Genomic DNA, 20255 nt, shown 5'->3' with positions numbered 1-20255 from the left:
GAGAGTGCTTCTTTCCGCGCAGCGGACAGGACCCTAGACAAGTCCCATCGTTGCAGGTCAGGAGCACTCTCCGCTTATTTGATCAAGGCATGGACGAGCCCGCTCATGAAAACGCGAGGCTAAGGCTAGGCGAAAGCGAAGGCAGGGATTTGGCATGGAGGCGTACGTGCTGACCCGGTACGGGAACGCGAGCGCGATGGAATTCCGGGAGGTCCCCGAGCCGACGGCAGACGACGGCGAAGTGCTCATCCGGGTGCGGGCCGCAGGGCTGAACCCGATTGACTTCAAGGTCCGCGAAGGCAAGATGAAGATGCTGACTCACCTTGACGTTCCCCTGGTGGCGGGCAGCGAGCTGTCCGGTGTGGTCGAGGCGATCGGTGCGGGCGTCACCCGCTTCGCGGCCGGCGACCGGGTGTTCGCCCGGGTCGACAAGACGAAGCTCGGCGCTTACGCCCCTTACGCTGTCGTCGACGAGGCGCTGGTGGCGAAGATGCCCGAGTCCCTGGACTTCACCGACGCGGCCGGGTTGCCTCTGGCCGGGCTGACCGCCCTGCAGGCGCTCCGTGACGTGGTCGGCGTCGGCGAGGGGGACAGGGTGTTCATCTCCGGCGGAGCCGGAGGCGTCGGTACCCTCGCCATCCAACTCGGCGTCTGGATGGGGGCGAAGGTGGCCACCACCGCGTCGCCCCGCGGCGAGGAACTGGTGCGGTCCCTCGGAGCCGAGACGGTCATCAACTACCACGAGCAGCAGTTCAAGGACCTCCTCAGCGACTACGACGGCGCCTTCGACCTGACCGGTGGACAGGACCTGCTGAACACCTTCGACATCCTCAAGCGCGGAGCCACAACGGCCTCCATCGCGGGAATCCCCGATCCAGCGACCGGTCGCGAGGTGGGCGCAGGCCCGCTCGTGAATGCTGCGCTGAAGGCGGCCAGCGCCAAGATCCGTCACAGAGCCCGGAAGAAGGGGGTCAACTACCGGTTCATGTTCATGCATCCCAGCGGACCGGACCTCGCCGTGCTGGCCGACCTCGTCGACAAAGGCAGGCTGAAAACAGTGACCGACCGGGCCTTCCCGTTCGCGCAGCTCCCCGAGGCATTCGCCTACCTTGAACAGGGCCACGCCAAAGGCAAAGTCGTCGTCCAAATGTGAGCCGCACCCCTGATCCTCGCAGGAAGCCGTCCGCGCCATCCGGGACTGTTGAGCTTGCGCGAGGGTTGGGCCGGGAGAAGTTTCGGACTCCGCCCCGCTGCGCGGTGCCGGACGGTGCCCCGGTAGCTGCGAGGCAGGGGCGGCGACGGCCCGAACACGGCCGACTCACCCCGGCAGGATGCCGACGTCGGCCAGGCAGTCGCCGCTGAGGGCGACCGCGAGCGCCACATCCAGCAGGATCTTGCCGGGATCGTGCACCGCCCGTGGCTTTCGCCCGGGTGTCAGAGCTGCCGATATCGCAGTATCCAGGCCCGTCTTGCGGACCGTTTCCACCAGCAGCACGGCACCGGCCTGCGAGACCACTCCACGACCACAGCCCTCAACGCGGACACGCGGGTACGGCCCGATACGCTTCTTCACCTGAGAAGCGCTTCGTTCCACGGCACGATCTGGACCCTCGACAAGTCCTATCGTTCCAGGTCAGGAGCGTTTCTCGCGTTTCTGATCAAGCCTCGGACAGACCACCCCATGAAAGCCCGAGGCTAGGGCCTCTCGTTCGGATCATGCCGGGCTTGCGGGGCTCAGCTCGCCAGGCCGTGACGGAACGCGTAGACGACCGCCTGGACGCGGTCGCGCAGGTTCAGTTTGGTGAGTATGCGGGAGACGAACGTCTTCACCGTCTCCTGGCTGATGACGAGGGCGGCGGCGATCTCGCTGTTGGACAGGCCGTCCGCGATCAGGCGCAGCACCTCCAGCTCGCGGGGGGTGAGCGGAATGTCCTCGGGTGCGCCGTAGGTGGGGCGGATGCGGGTCGCGTACCGGCCGACGAGCTGGCGGGTGACCTCGGGGGCGAGGAGCGCCGCGCCCATGGCGACCGTGCGGATGCCGTGCAGCAGGTGGTCGGGCGGGGCGTCCTTGAGGAGGAAGCCGCTCGCTCCGGCGCGCAGCGCCTCGTAGACGTACTCGTCGAGGTTGAACGTGGTGATCACGAGGACCTTGACGGGGTGGGCGACCCCGGCCCCCGCCAGCAGGCGGGTGGCTTCGAGGCCGTCGAGGACCGGCATGCGGATGTCCATGACCACGACGTCCGGGTCGAGCTCGCGGGCCAGGTCGACTCCTTTCCGGCCGTCACCGCACTCGCCCACCACCTCCATGTCGGGCTGGGCGTCGATGATGGTGACCAGGCCCATGCGGATCAGCGCCTGGTCGTCGCAGACGAGCACCCGGGTCGGCGCGGACCCGGACGGCGGAGGTGTGTTCACGAGCAGCCCCCGGCCGGTATCCGCGCCCGGACGACGAAGCCGCCGCCCGCGACGGCGCCCGCGCTGAAGTCCCCGCCGAGCACGTCGACCCGCTCGCGCAGACCGGCCAGCCCCCGTCCGCTGCCACCGACGGCGGCGGCCCGTGAGCCGGTGCCGTCCGTGCTGACCTCCACGGTGATATCCCTCTCGCCGTGCCGCACGGCGACCGAAGTGCGGCTGCCGTGAGCGTACTTGAGGGCGTTGGTGAGTGCTTCCTGCACCACCCGGTAGGCCACGAGGTCGGAACTGCCGGTGGACTCCGGCGGGGCGCCCTCCTCGGTGAACTCCACCGGCTGGCCCGCCCGGCGGGTCTGCTCCACGAGGGTCAGGACGCGGCCGACGGCCGGTGTCCTCGGCTCGGCCGCGGCATCGCCGCCGTTCCCGGTGGCGTGATCGGGGTTGAGCAGGTCCAGCAGGTGCCGCAGATCGGTGATCGCCCGGCGCCCGGTGTCGGAGATGGCGCTCAGGGACTGCTCCAGCCGCTCGGGCGCGGCGGTCAGATAGCGGGCAGCCTCCGCCTGCACCACCATCGCCGTCACGTGGTGGGTCACGACGTCGTGCAGCTCCCTCGCTATCCGGGCGCGTTCGGCGTTCCGTGTCTCCACCGCGACCCGCTTGCGACGTTCGGCCTCCGCCTGCCGGGTGGTGCGCAGCCAGCTTCCGGCGCCCCAGGCCAGGCCCAGCGCCATGTAGAAGGTCGTGAACCCCGTGGCGGTCTCGCCCGTGCCGAGGTGGGAGAGGCCCACCGACAGCGCCACGTACGCCACGGTGAGGCCGGCCACGAAGCTCCGGCGGTGCCGTTCCAGGTGCGAGCCGGTGCTCACCAGCACGACGCCCATCGCGGTGGCCGCGAAGGTGTGGTAGCCGAGGAGCTGGTCGACGGCGAACCCGCCGGACACCAGGGCCAGGGAGAGGGCCGGCCACCGCCGGCGCACCGCCAGGGGCAGGGTCTCGAGGAGGATCACCACGACGGCCACCGCGTCATGCGGGCGGTCGGGGACACCCCCGATGACCGTTCCGTTGCTGCGGAGCGCCGGGAGGAAGGAACCGATCAGGAGGAGGAGCCCGAAGGGAAGGTCCCGGACGACGACGTCCAGCCGGTACCAGACTCCACCGAGCCGCTTCCGGGTGCTGTCCAGACGGTGTCGGGTGCCGTCGAGGCGGTGTCGGATGCCGTCCAGGCGGTGTCGGATGCCGTCGAGGCGGGCCCGGTTCACCAACGGCCGGAGCCGGAGCCCGGTCGGCCGGTGCCCGGCACCGCTCTCGCGCGGCCCGGCTCCGTCCGTCCAGTGCTCCGGCGAACCGGCGGATCGCTGTTCCGTCATCGGGCGAGCGCCGCGAGGGTGTCGACGCGCTCGGCGCGGCGCCGGGGGACGATGTTGCCGCGGCGGTGGGCCACGACCAGGAAGCAGACCGTCAGCAGGGTGCCGAAGACCACCGAGTAGATGCTCGCCTCGGGACCGAACTCGCCGCCCGTGATCAGGTGGTTGCCCGACAGGGTGGCGTCCAGCAGACCGTGGGTGTCGCCGTTGCCCGAGACCTGGGTGCTGAAGACGCCGGACTCCATGAAGTTCCAGGCGAAGTGCACGCCCATCGGCAGCCACAGGTTGCGGGTGGCGGCGTAACCGGCGGCGAGCATGGCGCCGGCCTCGATGGCGATGGCCAGGGCGCCGGCGACGGTGGCGTCGTCGTTGAGGAGGTGTATGACGCCGAACACGAGGCCGGACAGTACCAGGGCGATGTACGTGCCCATGCCGCGTTCCAGCAGCCGGAACAGCAGTCCGCGGAAGATGATCTCCTCCGTCGAGGCGGCGCCCGCCATGAAGCCGATCAGCCCGATGGCCCCGCTCACCGAGTCGATGCCGTGGACCTTGTAGTCACCGAGGAAGTAGATGTTGCCGATGACGCAGAGGAACATCAGCGTGCCGAAGACCAGGCCCCAGAAGGTCGCGCTCGTCGCTTCCTGCCGGCGCAGTTCGGTCACCTCGCGGTTCTCGGTGCGCCGCACGGCCCACCGGTAGACGAAGGTCATCACGGCCACGGTGAGGGCGCCCACCACGAGCGAGAGCCAGGGGTTGTCCTTCACCCCGTTGGTGAGACCGCCGCACACCGCGTAGACCGCGAAGACGACGACTACCTGCAGGACTATCTTCCAGGCTTTCATGGCGTGGACTCCCTTTGCCGGTTCCGACTCCGGTTCCTTCTCCGGTCCGCGGCCCGGCGTTCCGCGGTGATCCGAACGCTACGGATTCGATGGTGGGGAATCGTCACCGTGCGGTGGACACTCGCTTGTAGCTCGCACGGGGGACAGAGGGGCGGGACGTCACCCGTAAGAGACCCCAACCGGCCGCTGAGGGGCTCCGGTTGGGGCCTTAAAAGGGGCGATTGCGGGATCACGTCTCCATAACCACCCCGGCGGCTCAGGAACCCGAGGGCCGCTCCCGGTATTCGTCCACGACGGCCCGGCGCAGCACCGCCGTCTCCTACACGGCAAGCCGATCCTGGATGCTCTGGTTGACGATGGCCTCTACCGCTCGCAGTTCGTCACGGGGACCAGCACTGGTGGACTGACCGCACATCCCGGCGGAGACAGGTGGGTCTGGGAGAGTGGATCTGGGAGAGCCGAATCTTCAACGGAGCGTACGACGAAGCGCCTGCTCACGAGAGGCTCGTCTACGGGGCGTTGAACTTCCGCCGTAAGCTGGCCGGCGGGGCGCCACGGTTCGGCTCCGCTCACTTCCGGCTGACTGTCCAGACAACGGCGCGGACCACGTTCTGTTACCCGGACAGCTTCTTCGAACCCTCGGATTTCGGTGTCGAGGTGGGTCAGCTCGGTGAGTTCCTCGGCCCGGACTCCGGTATGCCGCAGCGTCTCGATGGCCGCCCAGGCCCAGAAGGCGTCGTCCTCGACGATGCTCTGGTTGATCCGGCGGCCGACGCTGCTCCGCCTTGATCTAGACATGGCGCGAAGCGTGGTCCAGACGGCTGGGCACCTGGTTGACCTTGGGCAGAGCACGGTCCGGTCACCGAGGATGAACACTCGGCGGCGCTCAACGAGCTGAATCGTCTCGATGCCGAGCACGCACACCGCCGGCCGGGCAGCGCCGGAGAGGCCGCGTGAAGAAGCGCGGCAGCGAGCATGGGCACCCGATCCGGGTCTTCGTCCTCGGCTGCGAGGCATTATCCCTCCCGGCTCAAGGTCGCCGACGTCGGAAAGGACGAGGCCCGACAGGCCCGCCGCCTGCTGGCCAACGCCGAACTCCACGGCCACAAGTACGCGATCGACGCAGTGCTCGCCGTCATCGCGCGACAGCAGAAAGGCACAGGTCACCGTCTTCACCTCAGACGTCGACGACCTTGAGAAACTGGTCCCGGACACGATTGTCGTCAAGCAGGTGTGACCCACCCGCTCGGTCTCATTTTTGGTCTCATTCACGTGCGTCCAGCAACGTCCGACTCCCTGCCTGCCGACCGTTCCACCGCAGGTCAGTACGCACCCGTCCATCGGCGGTCGACAACGTGCCCCGCTGGAAAGCGTGTTGGGGCAACCCCTCACGAGTTCGAATCTCGTATCCTCCGCCATTGCTCTCACCGGGCACGATGTCGAAGGGCCCCGCTGTCCGCAGCGGGGCCCTTCGACGTTCGTAGTTGCAGTTTCAGTTGCAGTTCCCCAGCGGGTAGCTTGGCACGCTGGTCCAGCACAACCGCGAGCACCGGGTGAGATTCGTTGCCATGGGGACGCATCTAGCCCTCGGCAACGAGCCTGGCGACGTGGAAATCCCATGGCCATGTCGTCAAGCGTGTCCCTGCTACAGGTATACGTACAAACTAGGCACTGTCCGTGGCCGAATCCGTACTCGTAGTCGTCGGTACCCTGGACGCAGAAGGTCTCGAACCCACACACCGGACACTGTTCGAGATCATGTCCGCCCGGATTGTGCTTCGGGTGGTAGTCGTTCGGATTGTCCACGTCAGCCGCTCGCTGGGCAGCCACGTCTTCACCGATCAGGTCTAGGTAGGCGACCGCCCGAAGGATCGACTCCTGATCTTCCTCGCGCGCTCCTTGCCAGATACGGTCCGCCTCCTCGCCGCTGATACGCCCGAGGCTCCGGTGCTGGTCCAAGTTTCGGAGTGCATCAATATGCCGCTGCTCCAGCACTCCCTCTCCACGGGCATGGCGCACAGCTTGAGTCCGGTCCAGCCCCTCCTTCAGTGCGCTCACATCGACCCGCGTTTCGAACAACGAGGCGTCGTCGTCATCCGCGTCACCGATGGAGCACACCAGAGCTTTGGTGTGTTCCGGGTCGGGGTCCGGGAACACGTGAACACCAGTCTGTCCGTCCTGCGGGACACGGCCGCCGTCCCCGCACCAACCGCGACGGCCAACGCGCCCAAACCGAATGCCGCAAAATCGAAGCCGAACTCGGCCTGCGTCGCCTCAAGTCCGGCGACTTCACCGCAGCCCCCATGCCCACCAGCGCCGAACAGGCCAAGGCCCAGCGCGCGGGCAACGCTGAGACAGCACGGGAATGGCTGCGCGACCAGGCATACGCCGCGGCAGCAGCCGCACGCGACGAAGCCGAGTACTTCTCCACGCTCAGCACCCTCGGCATCACGATCAAATACCGGCTGGGCCCGCAGACCGGCGACGTCACCGGCTACAGCCTGGCCGCACCCGACGACACCAACAGCCACGGCGAGCCCGTCTACTTCAGCGGCTCCACCCTCGCCCCCGACCTGTCCGTCAACCGCCTGCGTGAACGCCTCGCCGCCCACACCGCCACCGACCAGCCCACCGCCGGCACCACCAACACCGGCCCGTGGCACCAGGCCGACACCGTCCTGCGCAGCCTCCACACCGGTCTCCTCGCCCAAGAAACCACCGGCGGCCGGGAGCAGGACAGCGTGATCCAGGCGCAGGTAGCGGCGTTCGGTGAACTCCTCCACAACGCTGCAGCCACCACACCGCCCCGCATACGGGCCGAACTGCGAGCAGCAGCAGCCAAGTTCAACCACGCCAACCGCTCCGCCATCCGCGCCGAACACCAGAGCGCCGCAGCCCTGCGCACCGCGGCCAAGGAACTGCTCCACACGCTCGGCTCGGGCAAAGACGACAGCGCAGTGGCGGGCATGCTGTCCACCGCCATGGCCGTACTCATCCTCCTCACCCGCTGGAACGAAGCCCGAAGCCACCAAAAACAGGCCGCAGCAGCCCACCAGACCCTCGTCCACCTCCAAACCGCCTACCGACAAGCCGCCGACCCGGTACTGGCCAGCCTCACCTCCCGCACACCCAGCCCCCAAGCCACCCAGCGCTACGCCACCGACCTGCGCCTCACCGTCCCCGACCACGCCACCCGCATCCTCGCCGACCCCGCCTGGCCCGCCCTGGCCACAACCCTCGCCAAAGCCGAAAGCACCGGCCAAAACCCCCGCCACCTCCTCACCGCAATCGCCGAACAACGCGAACTCGACACCGCCGACCACCCCGCCGAAGTCCTCAACTGGCGCCTCCACCACCACACCACCGAACTCCGCGCCGCCCGCGTCCGAGCCGCCACCACCCGCCCCCACCACAACATCGTCACAGGCACAGCACTCGCAGACACGACGGGCAGCGCACCCGCTCGTACCGCGCAGGCAGACCGCGAGATCCCAGGTAGACGACGCTGACGAAATACCGCTCCAGAACCCGCAGCGCCGTTCAATTCCTCGACGACCAGCTTCAAAACGGTCTGAGCAACGTGAGTACCTGACGGTCAACCAAGGCACCTGCTCTACTGGAGTCGCCTAACTGTCGTCCGGTGCGCTACTCGGTGCGCGCCGGACGCCACGGTGGGAAGGACCCCCACGATGGCGCACGTGATCGCCCCCCGATTCCTCCGTGCTCTCGGCACCCTGGGCATCGTCACCTTCGCAGTGATCGGCCCTGTCGTGGTGGCCCATCCCGGCGTGGACACAAGCCTCAAAGGCCGGTTGGTCGCCGGTGTCGCCGTGTCAATCACCATCTGGGTCCTGTGGAACATCTCCATCGGGCCGCGCATAGTCCTCGACAAGGGGGTCGTCGCGGTCCACTACCCGCTCATGGTCCGCAATATTCCCGCTGGCACTATCGCCGACGTCCGCGTCGAACACGGCGACCTGGTCATCAGGACCTCCGACGGACGGAAAACGAAACCCCCCACGCTGCTCGCATCCGCCGCCGGGGCGATGAGCGGACACCGCGGGGCACGATCGGTGCGACAGCAGATCCTCGACTACGTGGGCGAGACGGGCGCCGCACCAGATGAACCCGCCCCCAAACGGCGGAACTTCATCAGCCTGCACCTGCTGGCGCTCCTCATCCCCCTGGCCGTTCTGTGGACCGAGGCATTCCTGGTGTACTAGCCAAGGTCGGTAGCCTCGTATCGCTGCGCCGACATCCCCAAACCGCTGCGACCTCACGAAGAAGCCACGACCGGCCGGGCAGGTGACCCGGCGAAGTCTCAACCACCAGGATCAGGCCGACGGCGTGACGCAGTTGAGCAGCGCATCCAACTGCGCCACCGTCTCGGCGGCGTCGGTGTGGTGGATCGTGCGAATGCCCAGCGCCTCGGCGGGCGGCAGGTTGATCGCGTGGTCGTCCACGAAGACGCATTCCTCGCCGGGTAGTTGGAGCAGGTCCAGGGTGTGGAGGTAGATGCCGGGATCGGGTTTGCGTACGCCGAGTTGTTCGGACAGGACGATCGCGTCCCACTGGCCGTCCCACATGCCCAGGGCTTCGTAGGGGTTGAAGGGGGTCAGGCCGAAGCTGTTGGAGAGCATGGCGACTTTGATGCCGGCGGAGCGGGCGCGGCGGGCGGCGTCGACCATGCGGGGTTCGAGGTGGAGGTTGGCCAGGGCCCGGCGCATCAGGTCGGTGGGGTCGATGCCGAGGATGCCGCCGATGACCTGGTTCCACTGCTCCTGGGTGGCTTCACCGACTTCCAGCGCCGCGTAGACCGCTACGCCGTCGGGGTGCTCGTTGAGGGCGCGGGTGTACGTGCCGGGGGCAAGGCCCTCGCTGCGCTCGAAGGCATCGCCGTTGAGCCGCATTCGGATGGTGAGGACGCCGCCGAAGTCGAGGATCAGGCCGCGGTAGGTCATTGCTGGCTCCATCGATGTCACTCGCCCAGGGGGCACGGGGCTCGATGCTTCTCCCTGTACGGCTCCCGGCAGGGCTGGCAAGGGGCCTTGATGTCCTGCGATCTTGAGCCGAGATCACCCGGTACGCCGCTCAGCGCCCTTCGGCCAGACGACCTCTACCGGGAGGCCGAGGGCTCGGGCCTCCTCGACGACGTCGGCGGTGCCGCCGCCTTTGGTGCCGGGCGGCATGCCGTTCCAGACGGCGACGAGACGGTCGGCTCGGCTCAGGAGTTCGCTGTTGGCGGCTTCGTACGCTTCACGACCAGCGGTGGCGTGATCCATCACCACCACCTCGGTGGCGGCAGCCATAAGCCGGTCGAATTGGGCGGTATGCGCGTCCTTGACTTTCGTCTCGCGGTAGTCGCGAGAGGGAATCACGGCGACGAGACTGCCACCGGCATCAAGGACGGCTTCGGCGAACAAGGAGTCCGCCCCGGCGGCGATACAGGAGACGCCCACCAGTTCACCATCCGCCATCCCGCGCATCAACTCGACGAGGGCTGCGCGAACCAGAGGGACAGAAGCATCGGTGAGGTCCATGTGGCCGGTCACGGCGAGGATGGTCACAGCGCTCCTTGTCAGTCGGCGAGTTGCTCGCGGAGCCTAGCGCGCGCTTCCCGTACGGGTGCCGAAATACCATGCCCCACCGTGTAGGCGTACAGCTCGGCCATGCCCTCTCGCACGCGCCCGGAGTGGACGCGCTCGGCGACGTCGCAGGCTGCGTGGGTCTCGGCCACAGCCGCCGTGAGGTCGCCGGAGAGGAAATAGACCTCGGCCAGGCCGAGGCGGTCCAACGCATGTGATCTCCCGGCCTCCGGCCCTCGACGGGTGAGTGCGGTGCGGATCTGTTCCTCTGCATGCCCGGCGTGGAGCCGAGGGTCGCGCCGGGCGAGTTCCAGAAAGCGACCGCCGGTGACGCCTGCCAGTTCCGCTTCGTCGAAGTAGCCGATCCAGTACGGCTCGTCGAGACTGGCATCTGCAAGTGCGTGGCGCGCTTGTTCGGTTGCCCGGTTAAACGCCGCGGTCCTGCCCACTGCGGCCAAGGCCCATGCCTCTCGCGTGTAGAGCATCGCGCGGAGCCGCGGTCCGGCTTCATCTCGGACACCCTCCTGGGCGAAACGGACGAGTTCCAGAGCGTCCGTCGGGCGGGCCGCATAGAGCAACTGGCGAGCCATGCCCGCCAAGGTGTTGGCGCCCCAGAGACGGTCGCCTGCGGCATGGGCCGCTCGCAAGCTGAGCCGGTAGTAGTCCTGTGCTCGTCGTTGCAGCCCCTCATCCCACGCCATGCCGGCGGCCGTACCGGCAAGTTGCGCCAGCACCGCGTACAACCGCTGCTCGACGAGTGGTGCTTGGTGTTCGTGGAGGAGGACGGTCACCTCCTGCAACTGGCCGAGAACTGCCCGGCGGCGCAGTCCTCCGCCGTACTTGTGGTTCCAGGTGCGGAACGCCGTCGCTGTTTCCTCAAGTTGCTCGACGTCGCGCATCCCCAGCCGCCCGGGGCGGCTTCGGCGGGAGCCTTTCTCGCCGGGCAGCATCCAGCCTTCCAGCGAGTCGAGCAGAAGCGGTCCGGTCATTACTGTGGCCGCGATGGCTCGGGCGAGTGCGCGTCGGTCCATGGTGAGGTCGACGCGGGTGAGTTGGTCCGCCAGCTCGACTGTGGCGCCGTTCTGCCACGGGCTGTCCATGCGTGCTGTCACCTCGGGAGTCTCGGGGCGGGCCGGTTCGGCCTTCTCCGCTTCCCAGGGACGGGTGGCGAGGCCGATGAGCTCGCCGGGGATGTGCAGGCCATCGGCGATACGGCACAGCACGTCGTACGACACGACGCGCGTCTGCCCGTTCATGATGGTCGACACCTTGCCGGGGGTTAATCCGCACGCCAATGCGATGCGGTTCTGGGACAGGCCGCCGTGCTTCTTCAGCAGCCTGAACGCCTCGGCGAAGTCGTGTTCGGCCAGCGCCTGACGCATGTCGGTCCTGGTCAGGACGTCCCTTGACATCGGTGTGGCGTTCACGAGCCGCCTCCAGAGGTGTGCGGCATCCCGGCTCATGGGCCAGGACAGCGGTGTTACCGCCTCGGTAATCCCCAACGGTCATGGTGGCGAGACGGCGTAAGCGCAACGCTACTCACAGACACCGATCGCCGAAACCGAGTGGGGAAACCTCATGTCCAACCTGCCTCGCCGTGTGGGGCCTTCGCCCTTCGGGTGCGCCGCGGCGCCGACCGGGGCCTCGTCCACGCCCAGGGAGCGGGGTCGGACACATGACGCGCACTGCGCGCACCGCGCCGGACATCACTCCCACTGTCCCGGTGCCGACGCCGTCCGAACCCATCCGCGACGAGTTCGCGGTACGTGTCTCGGGCGCCGCGTCCGCGGACAGCGCTCTTGAGCGGGACGTGGACGGCCAGTGGGTGGGGCGGCTTCGTCGTATCAGCGCTGCCAAGTTGCGCGCTTGGGGCTTGGACCCGCTCATCGACGACGTTCAGTTGCTGGTGAGCGAGCTGGTCACCAATGCGCTGCGGTACGGCGAGGACGGCGAGATCGCGTTCCGCCTCGTGATCACCCTCCAGGGGGTGCTGATCGCGGTGAACGACGGGTCCGGCCGCCGCCCGCGCTTGAGCGTCGTCGACGACGAGAGCGAGACCGGCCGCGGCCTTTTCCTCGTCGCCGCGATAGCCGAGGACTGGGGAGTGAGCCCCGATGGCACGACCACGTGGTGCACGTTGCGCACCGCGCCGGCGTGCCGGTGACGGCGCGGGCACGTCCACCTTTCTTCCGCATCCACGCAGAAAGCAACTCGCAATGAACGCGAAGATCCTGTTCCCGGTCTGCGGCCGGACCGCCCGGCTCCCGGAGCATCTCGTCCAGGAGACGCTGCGCGCCGCGACGCCGCACGGGGCTGCAGACGAGGCGGACGTCGAGCGGAACTTATGGTGCCACCTCCAAATCCACGACGACGGCGACCACTTCGCCCTCGTCCTTGATCTGGCGGGCGTGGACACCGGAGCCGTCTGGGCGCGTTGGGCAGGCGGCAAGCCGGTCGAGGCGCTGGACATCAGACCGGACTGCTCGTTCGTCAACCCCGAAACACGCGAAATCTGCTGCGAGTTCGCGTTCCACTCCGGCGCCCACACCCATCAGCTCACCTATACGCCGGTGGAATTCTCGACGCCGACGAAAGCGAGCGTGTCATGACGGCAACCTCAGTGGCCCAGAGCCCAGCCATCGCCGCACCGCCCATCCAGCGGTCCGCCCCCGCCTCGCCCAGCCGCACCTGGGCCATCAGAACCACGGGCGGCTTCACGCTCACCGGATACCTGCCACCCTGGGCCGACGAGGACCCCAGCGACACGGACGTCCCGCTGGAACGGCTGTCCGTCACGCTCATCGATCTCGCGCACCGCCGGCCCTTCGCCGGGCAGCAGATGCGCGTCCACCACCCCGCACGCACCGGTGCGGACGGACAGGCCGACGGGACCGAAGAGAGCCTCTTCGACGGCCACATCACCTGCTACCCGTACAGCGAGAACCCCAAGGAACGGGCACCGTACGCCGACGTTCGGCTGGTGGAGGACTTCTGGCTGAACAACCTCACCCCCGAAGACCTCACCGACCTCGCCGCCCGGCTCCGCGCACAAGCCGACCGCCTTGAGACGGAGCTCGTTCCGATGCTCGAAGAAGCCCACAGCGACTGGTTCACCGCACATGAGGAGCCCGCTGGCACGGCGATACCGCCCCAACCGACCGGCACGTTCCGTCGCTAGCTGGCAACTCACCGTATTTCCATCGAAGGAGCTTCCTTTCATGACCGGTACGACCGTCGAACCCGACGAGGCCGTCCGCCTGCGGAACAGCGTCGTGGACACCCTCTGCGCCGAGGCGTGGATCACCACGCCCGAGGTCGAGGCGGTGATGCGCGCGGTGCCCCGGCACGCGTTCGCGCCCGAGGTGAGCGTGGAGAAGGCGTACGAGCCGTACGCGGCGGTGATCACCAAGACCGATGAGCACGGGGTGCAGCTCAGCTCCGTGTCGGCGCCGCAGATCCAGGCCCTGATGCTGGAACAGGCCCAAGTCCAGCCGGGAATGCGGGTGCTGGAGATCGGGTCGGGCGGGCTGAACGCGGCCTACCTCGCCGAACTCGTCGGTGGGGACGGTGAAGTCACCACGGTGGACATCGACCCTGTCGTGACCGACCGCGCCCGTCGGCTGCTGGATGAGCACGGATACGACCAGGTCGTGGTCGTCACGGCCGACGCCGCCGAACCGATCCCCGGCCTGGGGAAGGTCGACGTCGTGATGGTGACCGCCGGAGCCTGGGACATTCCGCCGACGTGGATCGACCAACTCACTCCCGGCGGTCGCCTGGTGGTGCCGTTGCGGATGCGCGGCCTGACCCGTTCCGTTGCCTTCACCCGCGTCGGCGACCATCTGGAGAGCGAGTCCGCGAAGATCTGCGGCTTCGTACCGATGCAGGGCTCCACCGCGCACAACGAGGAACTGCTGCTGGTCAACGGCACCCCGGAGATCGGGCTGCGGTTCGACGACGGTCTGCCGACCGACCCGAGCCTGCTCGACAACGCCGTGACGTACCCGCGGTTCGAGATGTGGACCGCGGTGACCATCGGCGTCAGCGAACTGCTGGACACCCTCCAGATGCACCTGGCCATCAGCCTTCCCGGCTTCTGCATCATGGCCGTCGACCCGGAGCTGGACTCCGGCATCGTCGCCCCGGCCAACAAGGGCTTCGCGCTGGCCGCCGTGGACGACCAGGGCCGCACCTTCGGCTACCTCACCACGCGTCGCACCGAGGACAACAAGCACGTCGAGTTCGGCGTGCACGCCCTCGGCCCCGACGCCGCCGCGTTCGCCGAGACCCTCGCCGGCCATCTGCGTGACTGGGCCGGCGAGCACCGAGGCGGCCCCGGCCCCGTCATCCGCGTCTATCCGGCCGGTACCCCCGACGAGCGGATCTCCGGCGCCCGCGTCATCGACAAGGTCCATAGCCGGATCTCGCTCTCCTGGCCCGCGCAGCGATGACTACGGACCAGGGATCCCGCACCAACCCCTTAACGGAAGGAATGGCACCGCCATGACCACCACCATCTTGGCCCCGGCCCCCGAACCGACGGCCTTCAGCGATGACTTCGACGACTTCGCCCCGCTCGACGTGAGGGTCGTCATCGCCACGCACCCGCACGGCAAGCTCATGTGCACCACCAGCGACGGCTGCGGCACCACCTGCGCGAACGGCTCCTCGGCGTGCAGTTCCTTCGTCGAGGACCCCGCCTGATCCCAGGCAACTTCCTCCATCCGGTGGGCCGGGTGCACACCCGGCCCGGCTCACCGGCCGCCCGCGCGCCCGTACAGGAAGGGAATGCCCATGGCGCCGCACCCGGCCGTCAGCTACAGATGGCAGGGGCCCGCGATGCTGCGAGCCAGCACCATCCCCAACACCGCGGACCTGCCCCGCAGCCTCAACCTGGACGACGTGGCGGCCACCCGTACGTGGCTGACGCGTCAGTGGCAGCAGGAGACGTTCCGCGACGCTCTCCGCGCGGCTACGCCCGTACTGGCGGAGGCAGTTGAAGCCGTCGTCGGCGAGCGGGAGACGCGGGCTCGGCAGGTGAGGCGTACGGCGCTGTCCACGGTCGCCTACCTGCTGCGCTGGCAGAACAGGCCCACCCCGCTCGGCCTGTTCGCCGGCACCGCCCCGATAGCCGTCGCGGACACGGCCCGCGCCGTGTGGGGTGAGAAGCACCGGGCACTGCTGCGGGCCGACGCCGAATGGGTCACCGACATCATCGCGCGCCTCCAGTCCAGTCCCGAGCTGCTGCGCCGGCTCCCGCTGACGGCCAACAACACCGCCCGTGAACGCGGCGACCGCCTCGTCGCCGCAGGGCCTCCCGCCGACGCCTTCGCCCCGCTCCTCGCCCCGATCGAGATCTCCGTGCGCAACACCCGACCCGTAGCCGCCGCGATGGCCGCCGCACGCGAGCCGATCACCTACGCCGACCTGGCCGCCCACCTGCACCAGCTCTTCCCGCAGGCCGCCACCGACCAGATCGACCAACTCCTGCGCGATCTGATCGGCCAGCAGCTCCTCATCACGAGCCTGTGGGCGCCGACGACCGTCCTGGACGCCTTCGGCCACCTGTGCGCCGAGCTGGAACGGCTCGACGCGCGCACCGTCCCCGAACTGCACGATCAGATAACTGAGTTGTACGGCATACGCGACGACATCGCCGCCCATCAGCCCTTGTCGGCCGCCATCGCGCTGGACCGCGTCATCCCGAAAATGCGCGCCCTCTCGACGGCGACACCGACACCCTTGACCATCGACACCGGCCTCGACTGCGACGTCCAGATCCCCTCCGCCGTGCTCGAAGAGGTGCAGGCCGCCGTCACTGCGTTGTACCGGATCACCTCGCAGCCGTACGGCTACGGGCACTGGCGCGACTACCACCGCCGCTTCCGCGCCCGGTACGGCTTCGGCGCGCTCGTGCCCGTCCTGGAGCTGACCTCCGACAGCGGCCTCGGCCTACCGGCCGGGTTCCTCGGCTCGGAGCGCGGCCGACCGCCCAAGCTCCTCACCGACCGGGACGAGACCCTGCTCGCGCTGCTGCAACCGGTGCTGATGGGTGGGCTCGACGAACTTGTCCTCACCGACAAGACGGTCGACGCTCTCGCGGACGCCGCCGGCACCGACCCGCACTTCGTGCCTCGCGTCGAAACCGCCTTCGAGATCCACGCCTCCTCCACCGCAGCCCTCGCGCGCGGCGCTTTCGAGGTCGAGATCACCGCGGTGCCCCGGCCGGGCAGCAGCATGGCCGGACGGTTCGCCCACCTGCTCACCCCCGACCAACAGGACGACCTGGCCACCGGCTTCCGCACCGACCCCGACGCGCTCACCGCGCAGCTCAGCTTCCCGCCCCGCAAACGCCGCGTCGAGAACGTCATCCGCACGCTCCGCCTCCTGCCCCATGTCATCGCCGTGGGTGAATGCCTTGCCGCCGACGGCGAGACGATCGGCCTCGACGACATCGCCGTCACCGCCGACGCCCGCCACTTCCACCTGATCCAGCGCTCCACCGGACGCCGCCTGGACGTGCGCGTCCTGCACGCCCTCGAAGCCGCTACCCAGACCCCGGCGCTGGCCCGGTTCCTTGCCGAGGTCGCCGGCGCCCGGTATGCCGCGTACAAGCCGTTCGACTTCGGTGCCGCCGCCCGCCTGCCGTACCTGCCCCGGGTGCGCTACCGCCGCACGATCCTCGCTCCGGCCCGCTGGCTGCTCACCGCCGAGGAGTTGCCCGGCCGCGCCGCCGAACAGGGCATGTGGGACCGGGAGTTCGACGCCTGGCGTACGCGGCTGCGCGTGCCGGCCACCGTCAGCGTGATCGAGTACGACCAGCGTCTGCCGCTGGACCTGACCCACCCGGTGCAACGCCGCCTGCTGCGCACCCAGCTCGGCCGGAACCGGCGCCTGGAGTTGCGGGAGGCGCCCGCCGCTGACGCGCACGGCTGGATCGGACGCGCTCACGAAATCTGGGTCTCTCTACGCAACACCGCGCAGATCCCGCGCACCGAGGAAAGCGACATATCGCCAGCCGTCGGAGCCGCACCGGCCCAGCTCCACCTTCCCGGCGCGGGCAGCGTGCTGTACGCCCGGCTGCACGCCCACCCCGGACGCTACGACGAGATCCTGACCCAGCAACTCCCGCTCCTGCTGGCTGTGTTGGGCGACGTCCAACCGATGTGGTGGTTCACCCGGCACCGCGAGATGGCCCGCCCGGACGCCGACCAGTACCTCGACGTCGTCCTCCACCTCGCCTCCGGCACCTACGCCACGGCGGCCGAAGCCGTGCACGACTGGGCGGACACCCTCCACAGGTCCGGTCTCGCCGCCGGTCTCACCTTGGCCGACTACCGGCCGCAGACCGGTCGGTTCGGCTACGGCGACGCGATGGACGCCGCACACCGTGTGTTCGCCGCCGACTCCGCCGCCGCCCTCGCGCAGATTCGCTTCACCGGCCAGACCGACAGCGTCACCCCACAGGCCCTCGCCGCCGCCAGCTTCCTCGACCTCATCCAGCACCTCGCGCCCTCCGAGGCCCAGGGCGCGGCCTGGCTCATCGAGCGGCTGCCGCAGACCACCGGCCGTCTGGACCGTCGCTTGCGCGACCAAGTCCTCGATCTCGCCTCGCCCGGCGGCTGGGACGCCATAGGTGCCCTGCCTGGAGGCGACGCCATCGTCCGGGCGTGGCAGGCCCGCGCCGCAGCCCTCGACGCCTACCGGCTCCACCTCGCCGGCACCGATCCGCTCCGGGCCGCCCGCTCACTGCTGCACCAGCACCACGTCCGGGCGCTGGGCGCCGACCCCACCGCCGAAGCCCTCACCCTCCGCCTCGCCCGTACAGCCGCCCTGCGCCAACAGAAGGCAGCCCGATGACCGCGACGACAACCAGCGCCTCCGACACGGTGCTTCAGGTCGTCCGCGACCTGGCCGAACCCGCGCCACCGCACCCGGACGAGCCATGGGCCGTACAGTCCCTCGCCGACGGCGCCGCCGGAACGGCCCTGCTCCACGTCGAAGCCGCCCGCCGCCACGCCCAGCCCTGGCAGGCCGCCCACCGCTGGATCGCCACCGCGGCTTCCGGACAGGTCAGCGCCGCCGACACCACCGGCCTCTTCCTCGGCGCACCGGCCATCGGTTTCCTGCTCAGCACCCCACCCGCCGAGTACGACCACCTCTACGCCCGAGCCCGGCGCACCGTGCACCAGCACGTCCTGGCGCTAACCCACCGCCGTACCGACGCAGCCCTCGCCCGCATCCGCCGCGGGGACCTTGCGGCTTTCGCCGAGTACGACCTCTTCTACGGTCTGACCGGCGTCGGCGCCTACCTGCTGCGCACCAGCCCCGAAAGCGGAGCCCTCGAACGCGTACTGCGCTACCTCGTCGCCCTGACCCGACCGCTTGCTCCAGGAGGCCGCGGCCTGCCCGGCTGGTGGGTCCGCCACGACCCGCACCGCGGCCGCTCCCCGCAATTCCCTGGCGGGCACGCCAACTTGGGAGCTGCCCACGGCATCGCCGGCCCACTCCTGCTGCTCGCCCAGGCGCTACGACGCGGCATCGAAGTCCCCGGCCACCGCGACGCCATCCGGGCCGTCTGCGACCACCTCAACACCTGGCGCCAGGACTCCGGCACCGGCCCGTGGTGGCCCGAGCACCTCTCTCGCCACGACCTCGAACGCCGCCACCTCCACCGGCCTCACGACGCCCGACCGAGCTGGTGCTACGGAACCACCGGCATCGCACGGGCAGGACAGCTCGCCGGCATCGCGCTGCGCGACACCAGCCTCCAGACGTTCTACGAAGACGCCCTCCACCGGGCCCTAAGCGACCCCGCCCAACTCGCCAACGTCACCAACACCAGCCTCTGCCACGGCTGGGCCGGCATCTACCAAACCGCCAGCCGCGCCGCCGCCGACACCCTCGACCCCCGCCTCCCCGAACTGCTCCCCACGCTCGGCCGCGCACTCCTCGACCACACGCGGCTCAGCCCCGCAGCGGCACCCGGCCTTCTGAACGGCGCCGCAGGCACCGCCCTCGCCCTGTCCACCCTCGCCACCCAACAACCCCCGGTCACCGGATGGGACGCATGCCTCCTGATCAACTGACCCAGCCCGGTCCTGCTGAACGCGCCGTGTTGGCCGTGCTCTCCGGGCGTCCGCTCACCGAAGCTGCCGCCGAGGCCCGCATGGACCCGGCGAACCTCTCCGACGCCCTCCAGGTCTTCCAACAAGCAGGCCGCGAAGCCCTCGCCCACCACGCAGCACAACACGAGTGGTGGCACGTCTACCTCCACTTCGCCGACTGGGCGCACGCAGACCACACCTTCACCACCCACGTCCTGCCGCTGCTACACGCCGCCGAGACCAATGGCACCCTCGACGGCTGGTGGTACACCCGCAAACACCCCTGCTGGCGCCTCCGCCTCAAAACCACGACCCCGATAGGCGACGACCTCGACCGCCTGGTCACCGAAGGCCACCTCCACCGCTGGTGGCCGGGCATCTACGAACCCGAAACAGCCGCCTTCGGCGGCCCCGCCACCATGACCGCCGCACACACCCTGTTCATCACCGACAGCCGCGAAATCCAACAACTGCCCTTCCGCGAGAACCTCCCCCTCGGCCCCCGCGAGCTATCCGTACTCCTGTGCACAACCCTCATGCGCGCCGCCGGCCTCGAATGGTACGAACAGGGCGACGTCTGGCACCACGTGATCACCACCGAACACCGCTCCAACACCGCGGACATACCCCGCGAAACACTCGAAGCGCGAGCCATCGAGATCCGCACCCTGCTCCAGGCCGACACCGAAGCCCTACTGAACCCCAACGGCCCCCTGGCCCCGGCCGCCGAATGGGCAGCAGCCTTCCACGACACCGGCCAAGCCCTCGCCGCCGCCGTCCAACAGGGCACCCTCGACCGCGGCCTACGCCAAATCCTCAGCTACCACGTCATCTTCCACTGGAACCGCCTCGGCCTCACCCTCCGCGCCCAAAGCACCCTCGCCTGGAGAGCCCGAACCGCAATCCTGGGCTCCTCCTCGGTCATCTGGCGGTGAGGTAGTGAGG

Annotated in this window: 17 protein-coding genes and 3 pseudogenes; 13 read left to right on the top strand and 7 right to left on the bottom strand. The window is 69.0% G+C overall.

The genetic code is table 11. The features are described 5' to 3' along the window. Positions 1-166: 166 nt before the first annotated feature. Positions 167-1153, top strand: a complete 987-nt coding sequence (locus tag BGM09_RS09800; protein WP_317452617.1) for an NADP-dependent oxidoreductase — start codon at positions 167-169, stop codon at positions 1151-1153. A 146-nt stretch (positions 1154-1299) separates the two neighbouring features. On the opposite strand, the pseudogene BGM09_RS09795 reads toward BGM09_RS09800, so the two are convergent. The 4 genes and pseudogenes from BGM09_RS09795 to BGM09_RS09780 all read right to left on the bottom strand — a co-directional run. Continuing rightward, positions 1300-1573 (bottom strand): annotated as a pseudogene (locus BGM09_RS09795) (transposase); the annotation flags it as partial. 161 nt (positions 1574-1734) lie between these two features. Next, on the bottom strand, positions 1735-2415 hold the full coding sequence (locus tag BGM09_RS09790) for a response regulator (RefSeq protein ID WP_188281088.1): 681 nt from the start codon (positions 2413-2415) through the stop codon (positions 1735-1737). Then, entirely contained in the window at positions 2412-3779 is a 1368-nt protein-coding gene (locus tag BGM09_RS09785) for a sensor histidine kinase (protein WP_223186579.1), read from the bottom strand. Before BGM09_RS09785 ends, BGM09_RS09790 begins: the two co-directional genes overlap by 4 nt. Beyond that, positions 3776-4618, bottom strand: coding sequence for a CPBP family intramembrane glutamic endopeptidase (locus tag BGM09_RS09780; RefSeq protein WP_188281087.1), 843 nt, complete (start codon positions 4616-4618; stop codon positions 3776-3778). The genes BGM09_RS09785 and BGM09_RS09780 overlap by 4 nt, the downstream gene beginning before the upstream one ends. A 334-nt stretch (positions 4619-4952) precedes the next feature. On the opposite strand from BGM09_RS09780, the pseudogene BGM09_RS37545 reads away from it, so the two are divergent. The 4 genes and pseudogenes from BGM09_RS37545 to BGM09_RS09765 form a co-directional block, all read left to right on the top strand. Continuing rightward, positions 4953-5272, top strand: a pseudogene (locus tag BGM09_RS37545) (DUF3626 domain-containing protein); the annotation flags it as partial. 369 nt (positions 5273-5641) lie between these two features. Beyond that, positions 5642-5855, top strand: a pseudogene (locus tag BGM09_RS39130) (hypothetical protein); the annotation flags it as partial. Positions 5856-6921: 1066 nt separating this feature from the next. Then, complete coding sequence (locus BGM09_RS09770) at positions 6922-8127, top strand: mobilization protein (protein ID WP_188281086.1); 1206 nt, start codon at positions 6922-6924, stop codon at positions 8125-8127. Between the two features lie 189 nt (positions 8128-8316). Beyond that, entirely contained in the window at positions 8317-8841 is a 525-nt protein-coding gene (locus BGM09_RS09765; RefSeq protein WP_188281085.1) for a hypothetical protein, read from the top strand. 111 nt (positions 8842-8952) lie between these two features. On the opposite strand, the gene BGM09_RS09760 is transcribed toward BGM09_RS09765, so the two are convergent. From BGM09_RS09760 to BGM09_RS09750, 3 genes are all read right to left on the bottom strand, one after another. After that, positions 8953-9579, bottom strand: coding sequence for an HAD family hydrolase (locus BGM09_RS09760; protein WP_223186578.1), 627 nt, complete (start codon positions 9577-9579; stop codon positions 8953-8955). A gap of 114 nt (positions 9580-9693) precedes the next feature. Next, positions 9694-10185 carry a hypothetical protein gene (locus BGM09_RS09755; protein WP_188281083.1) on the bottom strand — a complete coding sequence of 164 codons (492 nt, stop codon included), beginning with the start codon at positions 10183-10185 and terminating at the stop codon, positions 9694-9696. Positions 10186-10196: 11 nt separating this feature from the next. Further along, on the bottom strand, positions 10197-11630 hold the full coding sequence (locus BGM09_RS09750) for a helix-turn-helix domain-containing protein (protein ID WP_411158285.1): 1434 nt from the start codon (positions 11628-11630) through the stop codon (positions 10197-10199). A 248-nt stretch (positions 11631-11878) separates the two neighbouring features. Between BGM09_RS09750 and BGM09_RS09745 the strand changes: the two genes are divergently transcribed. The 8 genes from BGM09_RS09745 to BGM09_RS09710 all read left to right on the top strand — a co-directional run bounded on the left by BGM09_RS09745 (position 11879) and on the right by BGM09_RS09710 (position 20245). Continuing rightward, on the top strand, positions 11879-12367 hold the full coding sequence (locus BGM09_RS09745) for an ATP-binding protein (RefSeq protein WP_188281081.1): 489 nt from the start codon (positions 11879-11881) through the stop codon (positions 12365-12367). 52 nt (positions 12368-12419) lie between these two features. Then, positions 12420-12812 (top strand): hypothetical protein, encoded by a 393-nt coding sequence (locus BGM09_RS09740; RefSeq protein ID WP_188281080.1) that lies wholly within the window; start codon positions 12420-12422, stop codon positions 12810-12812. Then, entirely contained in the window at positions 12809-13381 is a 573-nt protein-coding gene (locus tag BGM09_RS09735; protein WP_188281079.1) for a DUF6907 domain-containing protein, read from the top strand. Before BGM09_RS09740 ends, BGM09_RS09735 begins: the two co-directional genes overlap by 4 nt. A gap of 40 nt (positions 13382-13421) precedes the next feature. Then, positions 13422-14654, top strand: a complete 1233-nt coding sequence (gene fxlM, locus BGM09_RS09730; protein ID WP_188281078.1) for a methyltransferase, FxLD system — start codon at positions 13422-13424, stop codon at positions 14652-14654. 52 nt (positions 14655-14706) lie between these two features. Continuing rightward, on the top strand, positions 14707-14907 hold the full coding sequence (locus BGM09_RS09725) for an FxLD family lanthipeptide (RefSeq protein WP_188281077.1): 201 nt from the start codon (positions 14707-14709) through the stop codon (positions 14905-14907). A 90-nt stretch (positions 14908-14997) separates the two neighbouring features. Then, on the top strand, positions 14998-18063 hold the full coding sequence (locus BGM09_RS09720) for a lantibiotic dehydratase (protein WP_188281076.1): 3066 nt from the start codon (positions 14998-15000) through the stop codon (positions 18061-18063). Next, the gene (locus BGM09_RS09715; RefSeq protein ID WP_188281075.1) at positions 18060-19292 is read left to right on the top strand and encodes a lanthionine synthetase C family protein; all 1233 of its coding nucleotides are present in this window, start codon (positions 18060-18062) and stop codon (positions 19290-19292) included. Before BGM09_RS09720 ends, BGM09_RS09715 begins: the two co-directional genes overlap by 4 nt. After that, positions 19274-20245, top strand: a complete 972-nt coding sequence (locus tag BGM09_RS09710; RefSeq protein ID WP_188281074.1) for a thiopeptide-type bacteriocin biosynthesis protein — start codon at positions 19274-19276, stop codon at positions 20243-20245. Before BGM09_RS09715 ends, BGM09_RS09710 begins: the two co-directional genes overlap by 19 nt. Positions 20246-20255 lie beyond the last annotated feature (10 nt).

Source organism: Streptomyces sp. CBMA29 (assembly GCF_014596445.1).
Taxonomy (GTDB): Bacteria; Actinomycetota; Actinomycetes; order Streptomycetales; family Streptomycetaceae; genus Actinacidiphila.
Note: the sequence above shows the minus strand (reverse complement) of the source record. Positions and strands in the feature narration are given on the sequence as shown.

Bases quoted from the DNA above. Each gene is read 5' to 3' on its own strand.
- BGM09_RS09780 (WP_188281087.1), bottom strand. From the start codon at position 4,618: ATGAAAGCCTGGAAGATAGTCCTGCAGGTAGTCGTCGTCTTCGCGGTC.
- BGM09_RS09745 (WP_188281081.1), top strand. From the start codon at position 11,879: ATGACGCGCACTGCGCGCACCGCGCCGGACATCACTCCCACTGTCCCG.
- BGM09_RS09710 (WP_188281074.1), top strand. From the start codon at position 19,274: ATGCCTCCTGATCAACTGACCCAGCCCGGTCCTGCTGAACGCGCCGTG.
- BGM09_RS09740 (WP_188281080.1), top strand. From the start codon at position 12,420: ATGAACGCGAAGATCCTGTTCCCGGTCTGCGGCCGGACCGCCCGGCTC.
- BGM09_RS09735 (WP_188281079.1), top strand. From the start codon at position 12,809: ATGACGGCAACCTCAGTGGCCCAGAGCCCAGCCATCGCCGCACCGCCC.
- BGM09_RS09760 (WP_223186578.1), bottom strand. From the start codon at position 9,579: ATGACCTACCGCGGCCTGATCCTCGACTTCGGCGGCGTCCTCACCATC.
- BGM09_RS09770 (WP_188281086.1), top strand. From the start codon at position 6,922: ATGCCCACCAGCGCCGAACAGGCCAAGGCCCAGCGCGCGGGCAACGCT.
- BGM09_RS09785 (WP_223186579.1), bottom strand. From the start codon at position 3,779: ATGACGGAACAGCGATCCGCCGGTTCGCCGGAGCACTGGACGGACGGA.
- fxlM (WP_188281078.1), top strand. From the start codon at position 13,422: ATGACCGGTACGACCGTCGAACCCGACGAGGCCGTCCGCCTGCGGAAC.
- BGM09_RS09725 (WP_188281077.1), top strand. From the start codon at position 14,707: ATGACCACCACCATCTTGGCCCCGGCCCCCGAACCGACGGCCTTCAGC.
- BGM09_RS09720 (WP_188281076.1), top strand. From the start codon at position 14,998: ATGGCGCCGCACCCGGCCGTCAGCTACAGATGGCAGGGGCCCGCGATG.
- BGM09_RS09715 (WP_188281075.1), top strand. From the start codon at position 18,060: ATGACCGCGACGACAACCAGCGCCTCCGACACGGTGCTTCAGGTCGTC.